The organism is Solibacillus sp. R5-41, from assembly GCF_002736105.1.
Taxonomy (GTDB): Bacteria; Bacillota; Bacilli; order Bacillales_A; family Planococcaceae; genus Solibacillus.
The window spans coordinates 3,636,482-3,658,805 of sequence record NZ_CP024123.1 but is presented as its reverse complement, the minus strand read 5'-3'; the positions used below and the strand labels follow the sequence as shown (position 1 = coordinate 3,658,805).

Annotated in this window: 24 protein-coding genes; 15 read left to right on the top strand and 9 right to left on the bottom strand. The window is 37.2% G+C overall.

Features of this window, described 5'->3' with window-relative positions:
• Positions 1-2 precede the first annotated feature (2 nt).
• The 4 genes from CSE16_RS18090 to CSE16_RS18075 form a co-directional block, all read right to left on the bottom strand.
• Positions 3-557 carry an HTH-type transcriptional regulator Hpr gene (locus CSE16_RS18090; protein WP_172954451.1) on the bottom strand — a complete coding sequence of 185 codons (555 nt, stop codon included), beginning with the start codon at positions 555-557 and terminating at the stop codon, positions 3-5.
• Between the two features lie 163 nt (positions 558-720).
• Positions 721-1,110, bottom strand: coding sequence for a YtxH domain-containing protein (locus CSE16_RS18085; RefSeq protein ID WP_099425180.1), 390 nt, complete (start codon positions 1,108-1,110; stop codon positions 721-723).
• Between the two features lie 135 nt (positions 1,111-1,245).
• Complete coding sequence (locus CSE16_RS18080; RefSeq protein ID WP_099425179.1) at positions 1,246-1,779, bottom strand: tryptophan transporter; 534 nt, start codon at positions 1,777-1,779, stop codon at positions 1,246-1,248.
• A gap of 158 nt (positions 1,780-1,937) precedes the next feature.
• On the bottom strand, positions 1,938-2,357 hold the full coding sequence (locus CSE16_RS18075) for an HIT family protein (protein WP_099425178.1): 420 nt from the start codon (positions 2,355-2,357) through the stop codon (positions 1,938-1,940).
• Positions 2,358-2,462: 105 nt separating this feature from the next.
• Between CSE16_RS18075 and CSE16_RS18070 the strand changes: the two genes are divergently transcribed.
• The 3 genes from CSE16_RS18070 (at position 2,463) to CSE16_RS18060 (ending at position 5,632) form a co-directional block, all read left to right on the top strand.
• On the top strand, positions 2,463-3,212 hold the full coding sequence (locus tag CSE16_RS18070; protein WP_099425177.1) for an ABC transporter ATP-binding protein: 750 nt from the start codon (positions 2,463-2,465) through the stop codon (positions 3,210-3,212).
• Complete coding sequence (locus CSE16_RS18065; protein ID WP_099425176.1) at positions 3,196-4,374, top strand: ABC transporter permease; 1,179 nt, start codon at positions 3,196-3,198, stop codon at positions 4,372-4,374. Before CSE16_RS18070 ends, CSE16_RS18065 begins: the two co-directional genes overlap by 17 nt.
• A 116-nt stretch (positions 4,375-4,490) precedes the next feature.
• Positions 4,491-5,632 (top strand): IS3 family transposase gene (locus CSE16_RS18060; protein ID WP_371514507.1). Its coding sequence is split into 2 segments (ribosomal slippage): positions 4,491-4,764 and positions 4,764-5,632, totalling 1,143 coding nucleotides; the frame shifts between segments, so codons are not numbered across the junction.
• Between the two features lie 47 nt (positions 5,633-5,679).
• On the opposite strand, the gene CSE16_RS21485 is transcribed toward CSE16_RS18060, so the two are convergent.
• The 4 genes from CSE16_RS21485 to CSE16_RS18045 all read right to left on the bottom strand — a co-directional run bounded on the left by CSE16_RS21485 (position 5,680) and on the right by CSE16_RS18045 (position 8,305).
• Entirely contained in the window at positions 5,680-5,844 is a 165-nt protein-coding gene (locus CSE16_RS21485) for a flagellin (RefSeq protein WP_157764860.1), read from the bottom strand.
• Positions 5,845-6,342: 498 nt separating this feature from the next.
• Positions 6,343-6,870 carry a chromate transporter gene (locus tag CSE16_RS18055; protein WP_099425175.1) on the bottom strand — a complete coding sequence of 176 codons (528 nt, stop codon included), beginning with the start codon at positions 6,868-6,870 and terminating at the stop codon, positions 6,343-6,345.
• Positions 6,867-7,418 carry a chromate transporter gene (locus tag CSE16_RS18050; RefSeq protein ID WP_099425174.1) on the bottom strand — a complete coding sequence of 184 codons (552 nt, stop codon included), beginning with the start codon at positions 7,416-7,418 and terminating at the stop codon, positions 6,867-6,869. Before CSE16_RS18050 ends, CSE16_RS18055 begins: the two co-directional genes overlap by 4 nt.
• 380 nt (positions 7,419-7,798) lie before the next feature.
• On the bottom strand, positions 7,799-8,305 hold the full coding sequence (locus CSE16_RS18045) for an antibiotic biosynthesis monooxygenase family protein (protein ID WP_099425173.1): 507 nt from the start codon (positions 8,303-8,305) through the stop codon (positions 7,799-7,801).
• Between the two features lie 210 nt (positions 8,306-8,515).
• Here CSE16_RS18045 and hemE point away from each other — a divergent pair, with 210 nt between their 5' ends.
• From hemE to CSE16_RS18000, 9 genes are all read left to right on the top strand, one after another.
• Entirely contained in the window at positions 8,516-9,568 is a 1,053-nt protein-coding gene (hemE, locus tag CSE16_RS18040) for a uroporphyrinogen decarboxylase (RefSeq protein WP_099425172.1), read from the top strand.
• A 49-nt stretch (positions 9,569-9,617) separates the two neighbouring features.
• A complete protein-coding gene (hemH, locus tag CSE16_RS18035) occupies positions 9,618-10,550 on the top strand; it encodes a ferrochelatase (RefSeq protein WP_099425171.1) in 933 nt (310 codons plus the stop codon).
• A 14-nt stretch (positions 10,551-10,564) separates the two neighbouring features.
• The gene (gene hemY, locus CSE16_RS18030; RefSeq protein ID WP_371514506.1) at positions 10,565-11,998 is read left to right on the top strand and encodes a protoporphyrinogen oxidase; all 1,434 of its coding nucleotides are present in this window, start codon (positions 10,565-10,567) and stop codon (positions 11,996-11,998) included.
• A gap of 358 nt (positions 11,999-12,356) precedes the next feature.
• Positions 12,357-13,310 (top strand): YncE family protein, encoded by a 954-nt coding sequence (locus CSE16_RS18025; RefSeq protein WP_099425169.1) that lies wholly within the window; start codon positions 12,357-12,359, stop codon positions 13,308-13,310.
• Positions 13,311-13,313: 3 nt separating this feature from the next.
• Positions 13,314-14,006 (top strand): response regulator transcription factor, encoded by a 693-nt coding sequence (locus CSE16_RS18020; protein WP_099425168.1) that lies wholly within the window; start codon positions 13,314-13,316, stop codon positions 14,004-14,006.
• Complete coding sequence (locus CSE16_RS18015; protein WP_099425167.1) at positions 14,003-15,394, top strand: sensor histidine kinase; 1,392 nt, start codon at positions 14,003-14,005, stop codon at positions 15,392-15,394. Before CSE16_RS18020 ends, CSE16_RS18015 begins: the two co-directional genes overlap by 4 nt.
• Positions 15,394-15,894 carry a FixH family protein gene (locus CSE16_RS18010; protein ID WP_099425166.1) on the top strand — a complete coding sequence of 167 codons (501 nt, stop codon included), beginning with the start codon at positions 15,394-15,396 and terminating at the stop codon, positions 15,892-15,894. The genes CSE16_RS18015 and CSE16_RS18010 overlap by 1 nt, the downstream gene beginning before the upstream one ends.
• 98 nt (positions 15,895-15,992) lie before the next feature.
• Positions 15,993-16,565 carry a TetR/AcrR family transcriptional regulator gene (locus CSE16_RS18005; protein ID WP_099425165.1) on the top strand — a complete coding sequence of 191 codons (573 nt, stop codon included), beginning with the start codon at positions 15,993-15,995 and terminating at the stop codon, positions 16,563-16,565.
• A 113-nt stretch (positions 16,566-16,678) separates the two neighbouring features.
• On the top strand, positions 16,679-18,868 hold the full coding sequence (locus CSE16_RS18000) for a YhgE/Pip domain-containing protein (RefSeq protein ID WP_099425164.1): 2,190 nt from the start codon (positions 16,679-16,681) through the stop codon (positions 18,866-18,868).
• Positions 18,869-19,145: 277 nt separating this feature from the next.
• Here the strand turns inward: CSE16_RS18000 and yhfH are convergent, their stop codons facing one another.
• Positions 19,146-19,271, bottom strand: coding sequence for a protein YhfH (yhfH, locus tag CSE16_RS17995; RefSeq protein ID WP_099425163.1), 126 nt, complete (start codon positions 19,269-19,271; stop codon positions 19,146-19,148).
• 141 nt (positions 19,272-19,412) lie between these two features.
• Here yhfH and CSE16_RS17990 point away from each other — a divergent pair, with 141 nt between their 5' ends.
• The 3 genes from CSE16_RS17990 to CSE16_RS17980 all read left to right on the top strand — a co-directional run bounded on the left by CSE16_RS17990 (position 19,413) and on the right by CSE16_RS17980 (position 22,321).
• On the top strand, positions 19,413-20,405 hold the full coding sequence (locus CSE16_RS17990; protein WP_099425162.1) for a lipoate--protein ligase: 993 nt from the start codon (positions 19,413-19,415) through the stop codon (positions 20,403-20,405).
• Between the two features lie 228 nt (positions 20,406-20,633).
• Positions 20,634-21,338: a response regulator transcription factor gene (locus CSE16_RS17985; protein ID WP_099425161.1), complete on the top strand. Its 705-nt coding sequence runs from the start codon at positions 20,634-20,636 to the stop codon at positions 21,336-21,338.
• On the top strand, positions 21,338-22,321 hold the full coding sequence (locus CSE16_RS17980) for a sensor histidine kinase (protein ID WP_099425160.1): 984 nt from the start codon (positions 21,338-21,340) through the stop codon (positions 22,319-22,321). Before CSE16_RS17985 ends, CSE16_RS17980 begins: the two co-directional genes overlap by 1 nt.
• The last annotated feature ends 3 nt before the right edge of the window (positions 22,322-22,324 follow it).

Genomic DNA, 22,324 nt, shown 5'->3' with positions numbered 1-22,324 from the left:
CATTAAATAGAGGCAGTATGTTTCACTTCTTTAAAGGTATCTTTAAAATCTTGGAAGGAGCGTTCGAAAATTTCGATAAAATCCTCGCCGTAAATATTACGAATAACAGCCATGACATCTAAAAACTCAGGGAATCTCCCGTAAATCTCTTTTAAAGGTAATGAACCTTCTAATATCGAATGTTCTGTATCATGGTAATGTTCATACATACGTAAAATCAGCTCAGAGCCTTTAGGTGTAAGCTCTACGTAAGTATTACGTTTATCATCATCACGCTTTGAAAATGTTAATAAACCACGCTCTTCTAATTTTTTTGAAAAGTTGAAAGCAGTCGATACATGCATGACTCCGAATTTAGCAACATCAGAAATGGAGGCACCTTTTAAATGATATGAAATCCATAAAATATGATGTTCATTAATATTTAAATCGAAAGGCTTAATCCATGTTTGCCAATCCTTTTCAACAGCTTTCCAAAGAGCTTTAGATAACTGTGCAATACGTTGGCTATATAACATAGCCTCTTTCTGTGTGTATAATTCATCAGACAAAGCAATCACCTTCTTCTTTCATTATATGTTTTGAAAATATTATAGCAATAAAAGAATAAAGTTTAAAGTTAGAAAAATTAAATAATTAACAATTGGCTAAAAAATGTTAAAAAAAGATATTATAGTTATTTAATTTGAATAAAAAGTAAAAAATAGTAGGTTTTATTACCTATGAATTCAATACGTCTGACTGAGGTTCATTTTTGTCTGAAGGGATAATTTTCTCGATTTCACTAATAGAATTCTGTAATTTCTCAATTTCTTGTTTTAAAGTTAATGTTTCTGGTTCGATTTCTTGTTTGAACTCGGTCAGACTTACCTTTAAATCATTTATTATACTAGGCATGTTATTTTGTGCTTCTGAAGTGAGTGTTGTTAGCGATTTTTTCACATTGATAATTTCAGATGTTAGATCGGATAGTTTTAATTTTGCGCTTGCTAAATTCGTTGTGATATTTTGGCGAAGCTGTGTACCAGATTGGGGAGTGGATAATAATATAGCCGCCGCTCCTCCAACTAATCCAGCAGACAAACCGATTAAAAATGTTTTTGTATTCATTATGATTCTTCCTTTCCTATTAATTTGGACATTTACCTTAATTAATTTCCATAAACTACTTATATTAAACCATGAAATGAGCAAATGAAAAAGAAGCTACGTAGCTATTAATTTATAGCTACGTAGCTTCAATAATTATGCATTTGATAAAGAAGTTTTGAAGTTTGAACGCTTCACTAATTTTTGGATGATAGGGTAAATGACAATAAACGCCCCAGCGTTGAATGCAACTGCTGGTAATACAACACTTGAAAATAAAATTAAGAAAGGCGCACCTACATCTGTCCCCATTGCAAATAATGCAACAGATAAGAAAATTGTGCCTGAAATTAATGTACCAATTCCAACAGAAATCGTTGTTACGACCATATTTGTAGTCAGCTTTTTAAGCACTAATACTATTGCTAAAAATACAAATGCTGTTACGGATTTATCAATAATATTCGGTAAGAACCCAGCAGGGAAAGTAGTAAATAGTCCCGAAAGAACGCCAGCACTTAATCCGAGTAAGAAAGTTTCCTTAAGTGTTGGGAAAAGTAAAATCCCAATAAACATCATCGTCAAAATGAAATCTGGTTTCATGCCTTGTACGAATCCTGGGATCACAACATATAGTGCCGTCCCAATTCCAATTAAAAGCGCCATTAAAACTAAATTTTTTGTATTCATCTGTCTCGTCTCCTCTAACTTTTCTAAGCTAATTTGGTTCTCCTAATGTGCACTCATTGCCATTAGCGAAAACTTATTCATGATTGTACGCAAAAACTATGAAAATTGCAATAGGATGATATTTGTAATCCTATTAAGAAACTAGTAAAGTCTAGAATTTATAAATTTTCTCTAATTTGCCCAGCAATTTCTGTTAAAATTTCAGTAGGGAATTCAGCTTGTCTACTATTCCATTCTACTTTTAAACCATCTTTTTCATCATAGCGTGGAATGAGATGCAGATGGTAATGGAATACGGTTTGTCCAGCTGATTCACCATTATTGTTCATAGTATTCATGCCAGTTGGGTTAAACGCTGCTTTAATAGCATTGGCGACTTTTGGTGCCGCTGCATATAAATTACGAGCCACTTCTTCAGGCATTTCAAATAAATCTTTGCAGTGCGTTTTAGGAATTAATAATGTGTGGCCCTTCGTTAATGGCATAATGTCCATGAACGCGTATACATGATCATCTTCATATACTTTTAAGCTTGGTATTTGACCGTTAATAATTTTACAAAATAGGCAATCACTCATCGAGCTCGACTCCTTTTAAGAAAGATTTTCTCTATTTTACCATATGTGAACTGAATATTTGTGGCTTTTTTGATAAACTACATTATATAAAGAGGAGTGACGACTGTGACAATTTTACACGTACAAAATGTAACAGGTGGATATACGCGTAAGCCTGTAATTCAAGATTTATCTTTTGAAATGAACAAAGGGGAATTGGTTGGATTAATTGGTTTAAACGGAGCGGGGAAAAGTACGACGATTAAACATATTATCGGTACATTATTGCCGCGAGCAGGCGAAATTCGTTTAAATGGTGTGACACTAAAGGAAAACATGGATAAATACCGTTCGAGTTTTTCTTATATTCCTGAAACGCCCGTATTGTATGAAGAATTAACATTAAAAGAGCACCTAGAATTGACAGCAATGGCTTACGGTTTAGATGAAAAGACATTAGCCGAACGATCTGAGGTACTGCTGAAAGAGTTCCGTATGGAAAAACGATTAAACTGGTTCCCATCGCATTTTTCAAAAGGTATGCGTCAAAAAGTGATGATTATGTGTGCGTTTTTAGTCAATCCGAGTCTGTACATTATTGATGAACCATTTGTCGGACTTGATCCGCTTGGCATTCAATCGTTGTTAGATCAAATGGACGCGAAAAAACGTGCTGGGGCCGCTATTTTAATGTCGACGCATATTTTATCGACAGCAGAAAAGCATTGTGACCGCATTATTTTACTTCATGAGGGACGTGTTCGTGCACAAGGTACGATGGACGATTTACGTAAAGCATTTCAAATGCCTACTGCAACCCTTGATGATTTATATATTGCGATGACTAAGGAGCAAGACAATGAACAGCATGCATAGTGTTTGGACGAAGCGGTTTGAGCATTATATAGGCGAAGTTATGAAGTATATGCGTTTCGTATTTACGGGGCATATTGCGATTGTCTTTGTCTTTATAATTGGCGCAGGGGGCTATCAATATAGCGAATGGCTAAAAGTTGTGCAAAATGATTTTCCTGCTGAGTGGCTAGTGGCGATCCTTGTTGGCTGTATGCTTGCACTGAGCCGTCCTATAACATTATTAAAAGAACCGGATCAAGTGTATTTATTACCGCTTGAATCACAAATGCCACAGTATTTTAAAAGGGCGAAAAATTGGACGTTTTGGTCACAATTATTAGCACCAGCAGTTGTATATATCGTAACGATTCCATTATTAAAAGAAGTTACTGAATTAACAATGTCGCAAATTTGGCTAGGGGTATTGTTCGTTGCTTTGTTGAAATTTTTAAATGTCCGAAGTGAATTTGCGTATCGTTATGTGAACCGCGGACAAGCTATTTTGATGGACCGAATTGTTCGAGCGGTTATATCTATTTTAGCAATTCAAACGGTTTTGACAGATGGCATTTTTGCCATTGTGTTTTTAATTATGCTCGCATATTACGTTGGTACATTGCATAAAAAAATGAAAAATCAACCTGTGCCTTATGAGCATTTTATTAAGCTTGAGCAAAATCGAATGTTGCGCTTTTATCGCTTTGCAAATTACTTTACAGAAGTTCCACATTTGAAAGGGTCTATTAAGCGAAGAGCTTGGCTGGATATTGCGTATAAATGGATTCCATATAAAAAGGGAAATACACAAGCTTATCTTGTATTCCGTACATTTATTCGAACAGATGACCACTTTTATTTATGGGTTCGTTTGACAGCCATTTCAGCGATTATTGCGATGTTTGTTAACATTCCATTTGTAACATGGATTGTCGCTGGAGCTTTAGCATTTGCCACGACTTTGCAATTAAAATATGCATTGTTATCGGCAGGGGAATTCCGTATGGATATGCTGTATCCAGTCCCGCGGGAAACAAGAAATCAAGCAGTTACGAAATTGCTTCGATTACTCGCTGTGAAACAGGCTGTCATCGTAACGGTTTGTGCAATGATGCAACCGCAATTTTTTATAATCCCGATTGTTATATTGCTAGTAAGTGAGCTAACAATTAGATTATCAAAATAAAAAGAGAGCCGTTAGCAAAAAAAGGCACTGACCTAATAACATGAGACAAATAAAAACACCTTTCATTGAATAACGGGGGCTTAAACCTGAAATAATCAATGTGGAGGTGTTTTTCTATGGGAACAAGAGTCAGTTATCCAGTAGAAGTGAAAATGAAGGCAATTGAAATGCGAATGGCTAACGTACCGGTAAAAGAAGTAATGGAAGAATTGGACATTCGAAACTATACGCAGTTGAAGCGATGGATGCATTGGTATCGAAATGGTGAAATGCACCGTCTTAAACAACCAGTTGGTAAACAATATGCCTTCGGCAAAGGACCGGAATTTGAAAGCGAGACAGCCAAGCTACAGGCAGAGAATCTGGAGTTGAAACAACAGATTGAAGTTTTAAAAAAGTACGCGGAATTGGAAGGGAAGTGGCGCCAAAAGTAGTACTTCAATTAGTTGAAGAATTAAAAGATGTTATGCCAATTGGTGAAATCTGTCGTCATTTAGGCTTAGGTCGCTCGTCATACTATCGTTGGAGAAAGGATGTGGATCAATCCACACAAAAGGAGATTCGAGATCAGCAGATTGGCGACTTGTGCAAACAGAATAAATTTCGATATGGTTATCGAAAGGTTGCTAATCTGTACCCAGGAGTTTGTAGGAAGACTGTGCAGCGTGTTATGCAAAAATATGGTTGGCAATGTAAAGTAAAGGTGAAGAAACGGAAGCGTACCGGGCAGCCAGCATACGTCGCACCGAATTTATTAGCACGCAATTTTACAGCATCTAAGCCCATGGAGAAGCTAGTCACGGATATTACGTACTTGCCTTTTGGTCAATCGATGATGTATCTTTCTAGTATTCTCGATGTCTACAATGGCGAAATTGTGGCACAAACTACTGGTATCAAACAAGACACAGATTTTGTGTTGGATACGCTCTATCAATTGCCTAAGCTACCAGAAGGATGCATTCTGCATAGTGACCAAGGCTCCGTTTATACATCCTATGCTTATCAAAAAGCAGCCAAAGAAAAAGGAATTACCATGAGCATGTCCCGCAAAGGCACGCCAGCTGATAATTCCCCAATCGAATCGTTTCATTCCACGCTAAAGTCTGAAACGTTCTATCTCGACGATATCTATCGCACAACGAATGCACGTGTGATACAGATTGTCGAAGAATACATTACTTATTATAATAATATCCGTATTCAAACGAAACTAAACAGCCAATCGCCGGTTCAATACCGTCAATTGGCTGCATAATAGGGTGTTTTATTCTTGTCTCAAAAAGGGTAGTCAGTGCCAAAATGCTAATGGCTCTTTTTTCGAATGCCTGTATTGAGTAGCTGTAAAATAAAATCGGCTTGCTGCATATGCAACTGCATCGCATATTGGCTTGCTTGCATTAAAATACTCGCTTTCGTGAAATTCATCATTTCTTTTGCGATGTCCGCAACGTCGCCCCTTAAATCCAATCAACTTGCATTCTTACAAAGTGTTATCAGCTAAGCTTGAGGGGGTTCCCATTTTTATGTAGGATTCATAAGTTCCATTTATATATTTATCGTCATTAAAATTTTAGTAAATATAGAAATAAATTTAAGTTTTTCTTCCTTAACATATGTTTTTTCCTTGTAACTCCGTTGAAATTATCATCATAAGTTGAGGAAGGGGGATTTCATAAAAGTGTAAATTGACAACGGTCCAAAGTGCAATCCCATAAGAAAACGCCGTCTTGCACTGGAAGCGGCGCTATCAATCCAGAAAGCTAGAAGCCTAAGCGTATACAGAGGAATTCAGGCTAAACCCGCCACGTCTTGTAGCAACGCCTGAGTGATTAACATCGTGTTGGCCTGGCCTTGCACGGAGCACATGAGCCGTACAGATTTGTGCTACAAACCTGTGCGGCTCATGTGCTTAGCTAGCCTAATAAGGACATACTTTATTAGAATTAGAATTCACTTTTATCAAATTTAAAGAAAAAACCCACCAATAAGTAGCCCAGTAACAATAACAAAAGCAGGGTGAATTTTATATTTCTCTAATGCAAAATAACTACCAATAACTAATAACACCGTGGGGATGATATTGTTTAAATTATATGATGTTTTCAAAAAATCAAACGTAAGCGTCAATAACAGGACAGCGATCGCCGGTAATACAAAGCTTGATAGGCGCTTTACACGAGTAGAATGCCGATATTTATATAATAGATTTAATAAAACAAGCATTAAAATTAGAGAAGGGGCAATCGTCGCAAAGAGCGCAATAATACTACCTGTAACACCTGCAACAGAATAACCAATATAGCCAGCCATTTTAGTTGCTATTGGACCAGGTAAAGAATTAGCCAGTGCTAATAATTCACTAAACTCTGAATTTGTCATCCAGCCATATTTTGTAACAACTTCGTGCTCAATTAAAGGGATGGCAGATGGTCCTCCACCATATCCCAGTATATTTGGGAAGAAAAAAGCTAAAAATAAATGGAAATACGTCATGATGCTTTTTCTCCTTTAACAGGTAATGCGAAAGCTAAAATAAGTAAAATGGAAATGACAATTCCTGGGTGAATATTCAGTGGAACCATCGCGACAAAGCTCACAATAAAAATTAAGCCCGCAATTTTTATGCCGAGGGAAGTTTTTGCTTTTTTCATAAAGTCCCAAGTGAGAGCACCCATCATGACCGCTACAATCGGAATAACACCATTAGTCATGCCATTAACAAATTTGGAGTCGTTAAATTGATTTAACGAGCCGAGCAAAATAATCATGAGAACAACAGTAGGCAGTACAGTTGCAATCAATGCGGTAGCGAGTCCAAGCCACCCACCAATTCTATAGCCGATATAGCCAGCCATTTTAGTAGCAACTGGTCCAGGTAATGTATTGCCAATAGAAATGACATCTGAAAACTCTTCATCCGTCATCCATTCAAATTTCGTTACGACTTCCTTATGTACGAGCGGAATCGTCGTTGGACCACCACCGAAACCTAAAATTCCAGATCTGAAAAAAGCAATAAATATTTGAAGCTGTATATGCAAGTAACAACCCTCCTTAAAAACTTTGTATATCTAAATATTCTGTAAATACTAATTTTATATAAAAAAGCTACGAAACTCAATCGTAGCTTTTTATACATATGAAATTCGGGGTCAATACCAAAATCTGTCCTTGCAATAAAAAATGTAAGTCAATGTAAGGGGAATCTACCTAAGAATTCACTGCTTCCCACGGTAGCGGCGCAATAAATTCAGAAAGCTCCATTAGGATACATTTTATAAAGGCTGGCCTTGCACAAAGCTGTGAGGCTCATGTGCTTAGCCAGACAAAACATGCAGGCACTTTTTTAGAATCCGTATTAGAAAAATTACTTCTACAGAAGATTATCAGAATCCATAATAAAAAGCATACATTCGCAGCGCTAATCTTTTGGTGTAGCGCTGTAAGTCGTCATATAAAATGACGTGTCGAACATGGATTGGATGACCGAAGCTTTCCCTTCTAAAATAGGTGCGATTTTCGCTTTATAATTTTGGCCATTTTTCCAAACATCAAATGACGCAGGACCTACCCACTGGATGATGAGCAAATACGTATCGGCTTTAATTGGACGTAAAAAACGATAGGCGATGACCGTACTATCTGTTTTCAGCGACGTAATGACATCCGATACTGCGTTCTCGAAAACAGGTCGACCATCTGACAAAATCGGCATATTGTAAAAAGTAAAATAACCTTTTTGTTCGAATTGCCCTTTTTGATCCAGCACCTCAAAATTACGTGGGACGGCAAAAAAAGATTTTTTGGGACTTTCATGAAGGACAACTGAATTCCCATTTCCATGTAATAAAATGAGGGATTCTTTGTGATTTTTAGCAATTAATTTTTCCATAAAATCAGGTGTTCCAGATGTGATATAAAAATTCAATATGACAACCTCCTTTTGCTCTAATAGTTCCATTTATATTGAAGTTCAACCTATTTGTCAAAAAGAGGGGGTTAGAAAGAACAATTTTATGACATTTGTATGAGAAAACTATACAATACTAAACGAACAGTTTATAGTCGATAATGGATATCACTGACATTATAGAGAAAGAAAATTAAATTATAAATCTGAAGGGGTTTGGATGAGTTTATGACTAAATTTAATGATACGTTATTACGTGCTGCTCGCGGGGAGGAAGTAGAACATACTCCGGTTTGGTTTATGCGCCAAGCAGGTCGTTCACAGCCAGAATATCGTGAAATCAAAGCAAAATATTCATTGGAAGAAATTACGATGCAACCTGAGCTATGTGCTTATGTCACACGTCTACCTGTTGAACAATATGATGTAGATGCAGCGATTTTATATAAAGATATTGTGACACCATTACCTGGTATTGGTGTTGATGTGAAAATACAAGCGGGAATTGGTCCGGTTATTTCAAATCCAATTCGTACAGTTGCAGATGTTGAGAAGCTGGGTGAATTTAACGCAAAAGAACATACACCTTATGTTCTGGAAACGATTAAAATGCTTACGCAAGAACAACTGAATGTACCGTTAATTGGCTTTGGTGGTGCACCATTTACATTAGCGAGCTACATGATTGAAGGCGGTCCTAGTCGTAGTTACGCAAAAACGAAATCCTTTATGGTATCTGAGCCAAAAGCTTGGTTTGCATTAATGGACAAGTTAGCAGACATGATAATTGCGGATATTACAGCTCAAGTAGAAGCAGGTGCAAAAGCCATTCAAATTTTTGACTCATGGGTAGGTGCATTGAATGTTGATGATTATCGCATTTTTATAAAGCCTACGATGACTCGTATTTTTGGTGAGCTACGAAAATTAAATGTACCGTTAATTCAATTTGGAGTAGGTGCATCTCATTTAGTGAATGAATGGCATGATTTACCGATTGATGTTGTTGGTTTAGATTGGCGTTTACCAATTCGTGAAGCGGGAGCGCGTGGTGTAACCAAAGCTGTACAAGGTAACTTAGATCCGACATTACTGATTTCAGATTGGAACGTATTAGAAGCTCGTGCGAAAGATATTGTGGATCAAGGATTAGCACATGAAGGCGGACATATTTTCAACCTAGGCCATGGAGTATTCCCAGAAGTAAGTCCAGCTGTATTAAAACGCTTAACGACTTTTGTGCATGAATATAGTCGCGAACAAATTGCGAAGCGCGGTTAATTGATCGATTTATCAAAGGTCGTTTAAAACTTTATAGAGGTGAAAAGGCATGAAACAAGTACGTGGTTTATTAGTAATGGCATACGGTACGCCGTATAAAGAAGAAGATATCGAACGTTATTATACACATATTCGTCACGGTCGCAAACCGTCTCAAGAACATATTGATGATTTAGCAGCGCGCTACCGTGCCATTGGTGGAATTTCGCCACTTGCTAAAATGACCGTTGCACAAGCGGAAGCGTTAGGCGCACGTTTAAACGAGGTACAAGATGAAGTTGAATATAAAGTGTTTATTGGATTAAAACATATCGAGCCTTTCGTAGAAGATGCAGTAGAGGCAATGGTAAACGAAGGAATTACAGAGGCGATCTCCATTGTTTTAGCACCTCATTTCTCGACATTTTCAGTTAAATCATATAATGGCCGAGCAATAGAAGCTGCTGAAAAATTAGGTGGCACTTTAAAGATTACTTCTGTGGAAGCATGGTATGATGAACCTAAATTTATCGAGTTTTGGAAGCAAGCCGTTAATGGTGAGCTAGCTAAAATGTCAGATGAAGAACGGACAAACTGCTGTCTAATTGTTTCGAATCACTCATTACCAGAAAAAATCAAATTAGCTGGTGACCCGTATGAACAACAATTAGTTGAAACGGCAAATTTAATCGAACAAGCCTCCGCAATTGAAAATGTTGTCGTTGGTTGGCAATCAGCTGGTCAAACACCAGAGCCATGGTTAGGACCGGATGTACAAGATTTAACGAGAGAATTATTTGAACAAAAAGGGTATAAAGCATTTATTTACACACCAGTCGGTTTCGTAACAGAGCATTTAGAAGTTCTTTATGATAACGATTTTGAGTGTAAATTAGTTTGTAATGAAATCGGTGCTAGCTATTATCGTCCAACGATGCCAAATACGCATCCGTTATTTATCGATGCGATGGTGGATGCGATAAACAAAAAACTAGTGAATTAATATAGAGAGTGATGATGAAGGTGACATTAAAAAGACGAAAGGTTGTTATCGTTGGCGGTGGAATCACAGGCTTAACGACGGCATTCTATTTACAGCAAAAAGCGAAGGCGCAAAATTTACCTTTAGACGTAGTATTAAGTGAAGCATCTCTACGTTTAGGAGGAAAAATCCATACAGTACGAAAAGATGGGTTTATTATCGAACGTGGCCCCGAATCGTTTTTTGATACAAGTAGCAGTGTCCGCGATTTGGCACGTGATTTAAATATCGAACATGAAATGATTCAAAATAAAAATGGTCGAACATTCATTGCGATTGGTAGCGAACTTCATCCCATCCCGAGTAATTTATTGCTCGGGGGGTCACCTGATATTTCCTCGTTTATGACATCGAGTGTCCTTTCTTTAAGTGGTAAGATTCGTGCGGCAGGAGATTTGTTTTTACCGAAACTCCCTCATGAAGCGGATGAACCAATAAGTGAATTTTTCCGACGACGTTTTGGTCAAGAGGTTGTAGAAAATTTAGTAGAGCCTGTACTTGCAGGTACCTTTGCAGGAGACGTCGATCATTTAAGCATGCACTCAATGTTCCCGCAATTTTACCAGTTAGAGAAAGATTATCGTAGTTTACTTTTAGGGATGAAAAAGACAGGACGAGGAATTTATGCGTTAGATGATACACATGGTGAACTGCATTATGAGACATTTAAAAATGGACTCGAAACATTAGTGGAAACATTAGAAAAAGAATTGGCTGATCAATCAATTTTAAAAGGAATCAAAGTCGATGCCATTGAAAAATTACCAGATAGCACATATCAAGTTAATTTAAATAGTGGTTCACCAATTCAAGCAGATATGGTCGTTGTCACAACCCCGTTTAATGTGACGAAAAAAATATTTAGTGATTCAGAGGCAATCCAACAAATCCCGAATATGAACTATGCAACGATTGCAACGGTGACGATGGCATTTAAAAAAGGGCAAATGAAAAAGCATGCAGATACGTTAAATTTCTTTGTTTCCCGAAATAGTGATTTTGCCATTACGACTTGTACGTGGAATAATCGTAAATGGGATGATGTTGCGCCAGAAGATTATGATTCTTTGCGTGTTTATATAGGGCGTGTAGGGGACGAGTCCATTGTAGAGCTTTCGGACAGTGAGATTGAGAAAATTGTCTTGCAAGATTTACGAAATGCTGTTGGATTAACGAGTTCGCCCATTTTTACGGTAGTTGCACGTTGGAAAGAATCTATGCCGCAATATACGATTGGTCATGAGGCACGCATGAAAAAAATGGACGAGCAATTTCATAAGGAATATCCAAAAATTCATCTTGTAGGGAGTTCGTACAAAGGGATTAGTGTGCCCGATTGTGTTGCGCAGGGAAAACGAGCGGCGGACAAAGTCATTCAAGAACTTTTTGAATCACCGGTCACTCCGTAATTCCTACTTTCAAATCAATTGTGCCATAATTTTAATTTTGCTTGGGCCAGCACGATGCAGGTCATCCTGGTGTTGCAGCAGGACGCGACGTTCTTTGCCAGAGTGCCCCTATTTAGCCGGCGGTGGGATGTTCACTAAAAAGGCTATACTTGCATTCATCTCGCCACCTATAGAGGTGAGAGAATATTTGCTGATTGAAGATAATTTCGAATGAAAATGCTGTACTAAAGGACAAACTCTTTTAGTACAGCATTTTTTTAAGTTTCATCGTGCAGCCTAATTTGTTCACAATTTTATCTCACGCCTTTCATGCAAATTTCACAATTATTTAGTACGCTTAATAGCGAGGTGGCGAAATATGAAACGAACTCATTTCATTTTGTTTTCTCTATTTGTATTTATACTTACTGGTTGTTCAGATGACCGTTTCGAACGTATTGACCCACATCAATCATTCGTCGCATCGGTTAATATAATAGAGCCATCAATTACATTTTTTGATCAATCAGCGAATGAAATTGCTTTGTGGCCTTTAGAAAAAGCGTATACAGGTGCCATATTAGTTGGAAAAGATGCCATTTTATTGTACGGCCATCAACTGAAAGATGCCGATTTATATGAGCTTTCTACTGGGAAGCTTTTGAAAGAAATCAGTACAGGATTAGGTGTAACGAACGCCTATTTTGATGCGCAAACTGAAAAGATATTTATAACGAATAGTAAAACGAATGAACTTACAAGTTACACGATGAAAGGGGAATTGCAGCATACAGTAAAGCTTCATAATTATCCAATGTCAATGTTGGTGAGTGATGGTAAGCTGTATGTGATCAATTACAAAGACACGATTCTTTCAGTTATTTCTACTGAAACAATGGCCATCTTAGACGAATGGGTGATACCAAAATCATCGCATGGCCTGGTCATTCCTACTGGACGAGATGAACTATGGGTTGGTGGACATGGTGAAGGAAATAGCCCCAATAAAACCGTCGATATTTATGCACAATCTACAGGTGAAAAAATAAAAGAAATACTAATGCCGTTAATGCCAGTTGGCTTTTCACAAAGGGATGATGAAATTGCTGTTGTTAGTCATGGTGAAAATATATTGTACGTTGTGAATACGGATGGAATAATTGAATGGCAGCTTGAAATTGGTGCGAATCCGTTTGCCGTAGCGCATTTTAAAGATTCACTCGTTGTAGCAGGCTATGACGATCATTCGATTTATTTTATTAATAATAGAAGAATTCAAAAAAAGGTCCATACAGAAAAAGGACCATTTCACTTGCTTGTGAGGGAGGGATAGCGGATGGTAACAATATTAATTGTAGATGATGAAGAAAATATGAGGCAGCTAATTGACATTGTACTATCCCAATCAGGCTACACGATAAAAATGGCTGCGAATGGGACAGAAGCGTATCATATCCTGACAAAGCAGCAAGTTGATTTAGTATTGCTCGATGTGATGATGCCAGGGGAAGATGGATTTGTTGTATGTGAAGCGATTCAAGCAATATGTCAAGTTCCCGTAATATTTTTAACAGCACGCGATGCAAATGAGGATAAAGTAAAAGGGCTAACTATTGGCGGTGATGATTACATCGTCAAGCCCTTTACGGCGAATGAATTAATAGCACGAATTCAAGCGGTATTACGAAGAACAGGCATTGCCACTCAGCAGGTGGAAGCGAACTTTTTGCAATGTGGTGTGATCAAAATGGATGAGATTTCTCGAAAAGTATTCATTGATGATGATGTGGTGTCGCTCACTTTAAAGGAATTCGAGTTGCTGCATTTATTTATGCAAAATCCAAATACCGTGTATTCGCGTGAGCAGCTATTGGAACGAATATGGGAACTGAATTACGCGGGTGGAACACGTACAGTAGATACCCATATTAAAACATTGCGTATCAAGCTAGGGAAAAAATCGAAAGCAGCAAGCGAGTACATTCAAACTGTGTGGGGAATTGGGTACCGCTTTGAAAAAACGACATGAAAAAGTTGTCCTCGAAAATTTGGCTGCTAATTGTATTATTTTTAAGTGCGACGGTTGTTTTCATGTACATATTTACAGACTTTCTTTATGAACACTTTTATGTTGAAGATACGAAGATAAAGATGGTAGAAGTCGGCGAAAAGCTGCAAACGATGTATAAAGGTGGAAAAGTAACGGACGAACTAATTGATGCGATTGACAATTACGCCGCCTATTCAAATATTCCTATTTTTGCGGTGAGAAATCCACGTGAGCTGAGTGCGTGTGTCCCGTTTGATGTTGATTATGATGCGTTAATTGGACCGGCAGAACGTCAGCAACTAATAGCAGGAAATGCTGTAATAAAAATTGGTTTTGAAAAACGTTTTGAACGCCAAATTATTTCAGTCATCTTGCCATTTACCGACCAAAATCGTTTGGAAGGAATTATTTATTTATATTATCCGTTAGCAAAGATTTCGGAATTGGCTAAAGAAGAAGTAGTGCTGCTTATAACGGGCGCGGTAATGTTTTTATTAGTTGCGACATTTTTTGTGTACCAAGGAATGCGAAAAATTTTACGGCCATTAGCTAATTTACAACAGGCAGTGAATCACATGGCCCAAGGAGAGTACGCAACAAGAGTTGATGTGACATCAAAGGATGAAATCGGCACACTTTCCACCGCCTTTAATCAGATGGCCCAATCCATTCAACGGGAAGATGAAGCACAAAAGTCATTCCTTGCAACGGTATCACATGAGTTGCGTACACCAATTAGCTATGTAAAGGGATATAGTGAAGCAATTCAAAATGGGTATATATCAGATCAAAAAAGAGATGAAGCGATTGGGCTCATTGCACGTGAATCTGCTCGAATGGAGCGATTAACAAATGAGTTGATGCAGCTTGCAAGAAAAGATGAAAAAATCCCGTTATCTGAAACTGAGCCACTTGTGCTAGCTGAAACGATACGGGATGCAGTGTCATTGCTACAAAATCAGGCAATAGCTAAACGTATTCAAATTGAACAAAGCCTTGAAGAAGAATTGATTGTCATGGGTGATGAAGAAAAAATAAAGCAAGTTTTTATTAATGTTATCGAAAATGCAGTACGTTACTCTCAGGAAAACGCGGCTATTTTAATCCATTCTAAAGAAATTGGAAGTGATGCAGTCATTACGGTAACTGATAGTGGAATTGGTATTCCAGCCGAAGATTTACCACATATTACAGAACGTTTTTATCGTGTCAATAAAGCGCGGAGTCGATCGGATGGAGGCAGTGGCTTAGGTTTATCCATTGTCGAACAAATTGTTAAACAACATCATGGCAAACTAAAAATTGAAAGTACATTAGCAAAAGGAACGGACGTAATTATTACGCTCCCAATAATGGAGGAATCATAATGAAAAAATGGATGTATAGTTTAGTAGCAATTCCGGTATTATTATTTGGCTGTGGAGGCGAAGAACCAGAAGTAGATACATTAGATAATGGTGTAATGCCAGTGGAAGTTGTTGTTGAAATTCAAACACCGGAGCATTTAAATGTAAACGAAACAATTCAGCTTGCTGCACGTGTTACACAAGGCGATGAAGCGGTAGATGATGCTGAGGAAGTAAAATTTGAAGTGTGGGAATCGGGCTTACGCGAGGACGGTCAAATGATAGACGGAAAACTTACAGAAGACGGGGTTTATGCGGTCGATTATACATTTGATCAGGACGGTGTGTACTATATGTTTGCCCACACAACAGCGCGCGGATTACATGTGATGCCAAAGCAAGAGTTAGTAGTTGGGAACCCGGATATGAGTAAAGTTTTAGAGGATGGAAGCTCTAGTTCAATGGACCATGGAGCTGGGCACGACGAAAATAAGGATTCAGAGAAAAAAGATAATCATTAATAATTGCAATTCAATAAAATCGGTGTATAATAATGACCAGATGACCGAAATGGTTTTCTGGTCATTCTCGTTTATTTATTATTTATGGAGGTGGGTAAGTGGATCGACGTCAAGAAATTTTACAGTCTGCAACGAAATCTTTCACGTTATTTGGTTATAAAGCAACGACAATTGAGCAAGTTGCTAAAATTGCGAATGTTGGAAAGGGAACGGTTTACACGTTTTTCGCAAATAAAGAAGAACTTTTCCAAGAAGTAGTACTCAATTTAATTGATGAAATGAAGAGTGAAACAGATAAATCGATTGACTCCAATGCGAGTTTTATGCACAATGCTCATACTTCATTAATGAAAATGCTTCAATTTAGAGAACGCCATTTATTATTTGCCAAACTCGTAGAAGAGGAAAAAGAACTACGAACGCCGGCAGTAAAACAGATGCTTTTAGAAATTGAACGAGAAATTATTTCTTATATTTCTGCCCGAATTCAAATTGGGATTGAAAAGGATGAAATAATAGAATGCAATAAAGAACATGTTTCTTATATGCTATTTAAAACCTATCTTGCTTTCATCGTAGACTGGCAATCGACGCATGAAGAACCAATAAAAGAAGAGGATATATTAGCTTTATTTAAAGAAACAATATTCCGTGGTTTAGCAAAAAAATAAACCACTTGGGGATATTAAAAAGACGCAATTACGCCGTGGTGTAATTGAATTTTTTTTCACTAGTTTGACCAGATGACGTTTTTGGTCAACAAGTACTAAATGGAGGAGAATAAATGATTAAAGCAGAGTGGTTAAAATTACTTAAAACTCGAAAAATGCTCGTGGCAACAATTGCTGTATTATTCGTTCCAGTGCTTTACGCGGGAATGTTTTTATGGGCGTTTTGGGATCCATATGCCAATTTAGAAAGCCTACCAGTGGCAATTGTTAACGAAGATAAAGGTGCTACGATGGAGGGTGAGTCGCTACAAGTCGGCGATGAACTCGTTGAAAACCTTGTAAAAAGTAAGCAATTTAAATTTGAAGAAATCGATCAATCAGATGCAGAAAACGCATTAAAAGATCGGAAATATTATATTTTAATTAAAATTCCAGAAAACTTTTCACAGCATGTGACAACGTTATTAGATGATTCACCTCAAAAGTTAAAAATTGAATACATTCCAAATGAGGGCTTTAACTTCCTAAGTGCTCAAATTGGGGAATCAGCAATGGAAATGATTAAAGCAGAAGTAAATGCACAAGTTTCTGCGACGTTTGCTGAAGAATTATTCAATTCCATTACAACTTTAGGTGATGGTTATACTGAAGCGGCAGATGGTGCAGGTCAATTGGATGAAGGTGCACAAAAAATTGTCGACGGTGCAGATGATTTAAAAGGGTATTTAGAACAATTAGCTTCAAGCACGATTGAATTATCGGATGGTTCGACTGAATTAACGGAAGGTGCACAAAAAGCAGCAACAGGGGCAAATGAATTAGCAACTGGTGTGGCAAAAATTGCAGATGGTAGTAATCAGCTTGCAGCAGGTGCAACAACCGCATCACAAGGTGCAGAGGCATTACATCAAGGGCTTAACAAATATGTTACTGGTGTTGATCAAGTTGCAAGTGGACAAAAAGAGCTTACAACAGGTCAGGCAAGCCTATCTTCTAATTTAGCAGCATTATCTCAAGGAACTGCCAATATGGATGATAAAATACAAGCATTAGCGGACGGTTCTGCAAATATTACAGGTGGTATTAATCAATTAGAGCAGCAGCTACAAGCGGTTATTCCATCATTACCAGAAGAAAGTCAAGCGGCATTAAAAACGACTTTAGCCCAATTACAAGCAGGTAGTTCGCAAGTGAGTGGTGGATTAAACCAACTTCATACGGGGACAAATGGACTTGATGATAAAATTACAGCACTTAGCGAAGGTGCAGAAAAACTAAATGAGGGTCAAAAGCAACTTGCAGCAGGTGTTGAAGAGCTTACAAACAATTCTTCACAATTGCTTGAAGGGGCAAATTCTTTAGCAGCAGGGAATTCAACTTTAGCGGAAAAATTACAACAGTTAAGCCAAGGTGCTGGCGATGCGTCACAAGGAGCAAATGAACTTGCATCTGGACTTAATACACTCGCAACAGGTTCGAATAAATTAAATGACGGTACATCGTTATTAGTAGAAAAATCGGGCGAATTAGCAGAAGGATCTTCATCTTTAGTGGATGGTACAAAAGATTTAGCAGATGGAACAGCGACGTTAACGGAAAATTTAACAGAAGCAAGTAGTCAGATAGATATTAATCCGACAGAAGATACGTATAATATGGTCGGTTCACCAGTGGAAGTTGAAAAAACAGCGGTTAACCATGTACCAAACTACGGAACAGGGTTTGCTCCTTACTTTATTTCATTGGGTCTATTCGTAGGTGCGCTATTAATCTCAATTGTTTTCCCATTAGTCGAGCCAGCCATTATTCCAAAAAACGGTGCAAGCTGGTTTGTGAGTAAGGTGTCTGTATTAGCGGTCGTAGGGATCATTCAATCAATTATTACGATTGCAATTGTTGTAGGAGTATTAGGTTTAGAAGTTGGAAGCATGCCTCAATTTATTATTACAACGATTTTAACAAGCTTTACGTTTTTAGCTTTAGTTCAAATGCTTGTGTCAATATTGGGGGATCCAGGTCGCTTCATTGCAATCTTAATTTTGATTTTCCAATTAGTAACAAGTGCGGGAACATTCCCACTTGAATTATTGCCAGAGCAACTTCATATTTTCAATACATTTTTACCGATGACGTTCTCAGTTCAAGGCTTTAAATCTGCCATTTCAATGGGTGATAACACATTCTTACAATTTAACTGGGCGATATTAGGTACGTATTTATTAAGTTGTTTAGCAATTACGTTTAGCTACTTTACGTTAATTCATAAAAAGCGTTATTCAAAGCATCAAGTAGAAAGTAAATAATACAAATAGATGGAAATGTCCTGTTGCTATATTGCGGCAGGACGTTTTTTCATTTAAACGGATAGAAAGTCGAAAGTGGCGGTTAGAATTTGAAATTTGATGGATAGAACTACCATACAGGAGATTTATTTTCTGAAATGCTCATGCAGAGTTTCAAAATAAAAAAACCACGAGTTTTGAGCGGGCTCGTGGTTTGAATGTAAGCTGTTATAGGTTCATCTTTATCAAAGATGAAAGTGTTAGCAAATTATAATGTCTAACGATGTATCAACGATTATTAAAGAGAGTTGCATTTTTCACAATTGTTGCTGTAGCACTCGCTTTGTTCTTCAATTTTATCACCGCATTGTACACAAATTTTATCTGGTAAGTTTTTGAAAAATTCGACTACGTTTTCTAACATTGTGGCTCCTCCTTTTTTTAAGTCTGTTATATGACTTGTGTTGATATTAATCATTGTATTATAACAGTTTTATTTCGTCAACACAAAATGCCTAATTTGCGTTAAAATAAATATGGAGAAATTGTGAAGGAGTGAGGAACCATGTATTTTATCGATAACAAAGGAATTACAGATCCACGTATCAACTTAGCAATTGAAGAGTATGTTTTGAAAAATATGGATATTGAAAAAGATGATTACTTATTGTTCTATATTAATCAGCCATCAATCATTATCGGAAAGAATCAAAATACGATTGAAGAGATTAATACAGATTACGTTGAAGCAAATGACGTAATTGTCGTTCGCCGTCTTTCAGGTGGGGGAGCTGTGTACCATGATTTAAATAATTTAAACTTCAGCTTTTTAACAAAAGATGATGGTAACAGCTTTAATAACTATAAAAAGTTTACGCAGCCTGTAGTAGATGCACTTTCAAAATTAGGTGTTAATTCAGAGCTTTCTGGTCGTAACGATATTTTAGCAGAAGGCAAGAAAGTTTCTGGAAATGCACAGTATTCTACGCGTGGTCGTATGTTTAGCCATGGTACATTAATGTTTAATTTAGATATTGATGCGGTAGTAAGCTCATTAAAAGTGAAGCAAGATAAGATTGAATCAAAAGGAATTAAATCCGTTCGTTCTCGAGTTGCGAATATTATTGATTTCCTTCCTGAAAAGATAACAGTGGAACAATTCCGTCTGGAAATTTTAAAATCCATTTTTGATGGTGAAGAAAATATTCAATACTATGAATTAGCAGAAGCAGATTGGGCGGAAATCCATGAAATTTCGAAAAACCGTTATCAGCAATGGGATTGGAACTACGGAAAATCACCACGCTTCAATATTCAAAAATCACAACGTTTCCCGTCAGGCAGCATTGATATCCGATTAGAAGTAAGTAAGGGAATCATTGAAGAAGTAACGATATTCGGAGACTTTTTTGGTGTTGGTGACGTAGAGGAAATCGAACAATTATTAATTGGTACAAAATACGACCGAAATGCAGTTGAAGAAAAACTCGGTAATATCGACATTCCGAACTATTTCGGTGGTATAACAAAAGAGGAATTTTTACAATTAATTTATTAACAAATATCTTCATTCAATGGGTGTACAAACACCCATTGAATGAAGATAAAGTCTCCGACGGATGTCACAGATTTTGAAGGGAGTTAATTGTGCAAGTACAATTCCAAATCTGGACGCAATTTCGCCAAGGCGTAATTGATTAGAAAAAGTACGCTCATGACTTTGAGTGTACTTTTTTTTAGTGTACTATTGAAAGGGAAAGCTTACATTAAAAAGAGAGGTGATTTTATGGAAAAGCACCGAATTTTCGTTGTTGAAGATGATGTGAAAATTGCATCATTATTAGCAGAAACATTAAGGAAATACCAATATGATGTGGCGATTGTGCAAAATTTTGAACAGGTGATTGAAGAATGTTTAGCATTTAATCCACACCTTGTCCTACTCGATATTAATTTACCTACATATGACGGCTATTATTGGTGTCGTAAGTTACGTCAATATACGAAATGCCCGATTTTATTTATTTCAGCCAGGTCTGGAGAAATGGATCAAATTTTCGCACTTGAAAATGGTGGCGATGATTTCATTACAAAGCCGTTCAACTATGAGATTGTACTAGCTAAAATTCGCAGCCACTTACGTCGCACATATGGGGAATACTCAATACGTCAAGAGGAACGGACAATTAAGCAGGGTCAGCTAACACTGTATCTAGAAAGAATGGAATTACAAATAAAAGAGTTAACGGTACCCCTTCAAAAGAAGGAATGTGTTATTTTAGGGCTTTTAATGGGACATGCGCCAAAAGTTGTGAGCCGCGATCAATTATTAGAGGAATTGTGGGATGATCAAGCATTTGTTGATGAAAATACATTAAATGTAAATATGACGCGTGTACGAAAGAAATTATCGGATTACGATATTCTTTCTAGCATTGAAACGGTTCGTGGAGCAGGTTACCGTTTTGTGTTAAATGCGGAGGAAATGTAATGGCAATCAAATTATTTTTGAAAGAACATAGTTCTTACGTATTATTTCAATTATTTATGACGGTTTTTTTAATCTCGTTGTTTTGGCTTGAAGGATTTCGTAGCAAGGAAACCGCAATTTATGCAATTGCTATTAATATGCTGTTAGTTACTTCATTTCTAATTGTGAGATATATGCTAAGACGTCGCTATTTAGCAAAAATTACACAGTTTCCGACAACGGTGGAGGATGCACTTCAAAAAAATGCAAAGACGGCGGAATATGCGTTAACAGAGCGCTATTTACATGAATTATATAAGCTGTATCAGCATGAGGTCCAATCGTTATATGCAACGCAATCGAGACAGTATAAATTTATGAATCAATGGGTGCATCAAATGAAAACGCCTGTATCTGTATTAGAGCTTTTATTGCAACAGGATGAGGAGCTCGATAATAAGAGTGTTCAAGAAGAAGTAGATCGCCTGAAGCGTGGGCTGGAAATGGTATTAATTAATGCGCGATTAGAAAACTTTGAAGAGGATATGCAAATTGTTCAAGTACCTTTAAAGTCGATTGTAACGACGACGATAAATGAAAATAAACGCTTATTTATTGCCAATCGAGTGTTTCCAAATGTCGATGTGGATGAGGATTTATATGTCATGAGTGATTCCAAATGGCTCCGTTTTTTAATTGATCAATTCATTACAAATGCTGTGAAATATACATTTGAACCGAATAAAAAAATTTATATTTCAAGCACGGAGTCGGATCATCAAATTATTTTAACGATTCAAGATGAGGGCATTGGCATACCAAAATCAGATTTATCAAGAGTAACAAAAGCATTCTATACAGGGGAAAATGGTCGTAAAACAGGGGAATCTACTGGAATGGGATTATATATTGCGAAGGAAATTTGCGATAAATTAGGACATCAACTTGTCATTACTTCAGAAGTAGACCAAGGTACAAAAATCGAAGTTGTTTTTAATTCATAGGGG

Coding starts and splice junctions, on each gene's coding strand:
- CSE16_RS18085 (WP_099425180.1), bottom strand. CDS start 1,110: ATGAATACAAAAACATTTTTAATCGGTTTGTCTGCTGGATTAGTTGGA.
- CSE16_RS18080 (WP_099425179.1), bottom strand. CDS start 1,779: ATGAATACAAAAAATTTAGTTTTAATGGCGCTTTTAATTGGAATTGGG.
- CSE16_RS18075 (WP_099425178.1), bottom strand. CDS start 2,357: ATGAGTGATTGCCTATTTTGTAAAATTATTAACGGTCAAATACCAAGC.
- CSE16_RS18065 (WP_099425176.1), top strand. CDS start 3,196: ATGAACAGCATGCATAGTGTTTGGACGAAGCGGTTTGAGCATTATATA.
- CSE16_RS18055 (WP_099425175.1), bottom strand. CDS start 6,870: ATGACGTATTTCCATTTATTTTTAGCTTTTTTCTTCCCAAATATACTG.
- hemE (WP_099425172.1), top strand. CDS start 8,516: ATGACTAAATTTAATGATACGTTATTACGTGCTGCTCGCGGGGAGGAA.
- hemH (WP_099425171.1), top strand. CDS start 9,618: ATGAAACAAGTACGTGGTTTATTAGTAATGGCATACGGTACGCCGTAT.
- hemY (WP_371514506.1), top strand. CDS start 10,565: ATGAAGGTGACATTAAAAAGACGAAAGGTTGTTATCGTTGGCGGTGGA.
- CSE16_RS18025 (WP_099425169.1), top strand. CDS start 12,357: ATGAAACGAACTCATTTCATTTTGTTTTCTCTATTTGTATTTATACTT.
- CSE16_RS18020 (WP_099425168.1), top strand. CDS start 13,314: ATGGTAACAATATTAATTGTAGATGATGAAGAAAATATGAGGCAGCTA.
- CSE16_RS18015 (WP_099425167.1), top strand. CDS start 14,003: ATGAAAAAGTTGTCCTCGAAAATTTGGCTGCTAATTGTATTATTTTTA.
- CSE16_RS18010 (WP_099425166.1), top strand. CDS start 15,394: ATGAAAAAATGGATGTATAGTTTAGTAGCAATTCCGGTATTATTATTT.
- CSE16_RS18000 (WP_099425164.1), top strand. CDS start 16,679: ATGATTAAAGCAGAGTGGTTAAAATTACTTAAAACTCGAAAAATGCTC.
- yhfH (WP_099425163.1), bottom strand. CDS start 19,271: ATGTTAGAAAACGTAGTCGAATTTTTCAAAAACTTACCAGATAAAATT.
- CSE16_RS17990 (WP_099425162.1), top strand. CDS start 19,413: ATGTATTTTATCGATAACAAAGGAATTACAGATCCACGTATCAACTTA.
- CSE16_RS17985 (WP_099425161.1), top strand. CDS start 20,634: ATGGAAAAGCACCGAATTTTCGTTGTTGAAGATGATGTGAAAATTGCA.
- CSE16_RS17980 (WP_099425160.1), top strand. CDS start 21,338: ATGGCAATCAAATTATTTTTGAAAGAACATAGTTCTTACGTATTATTT.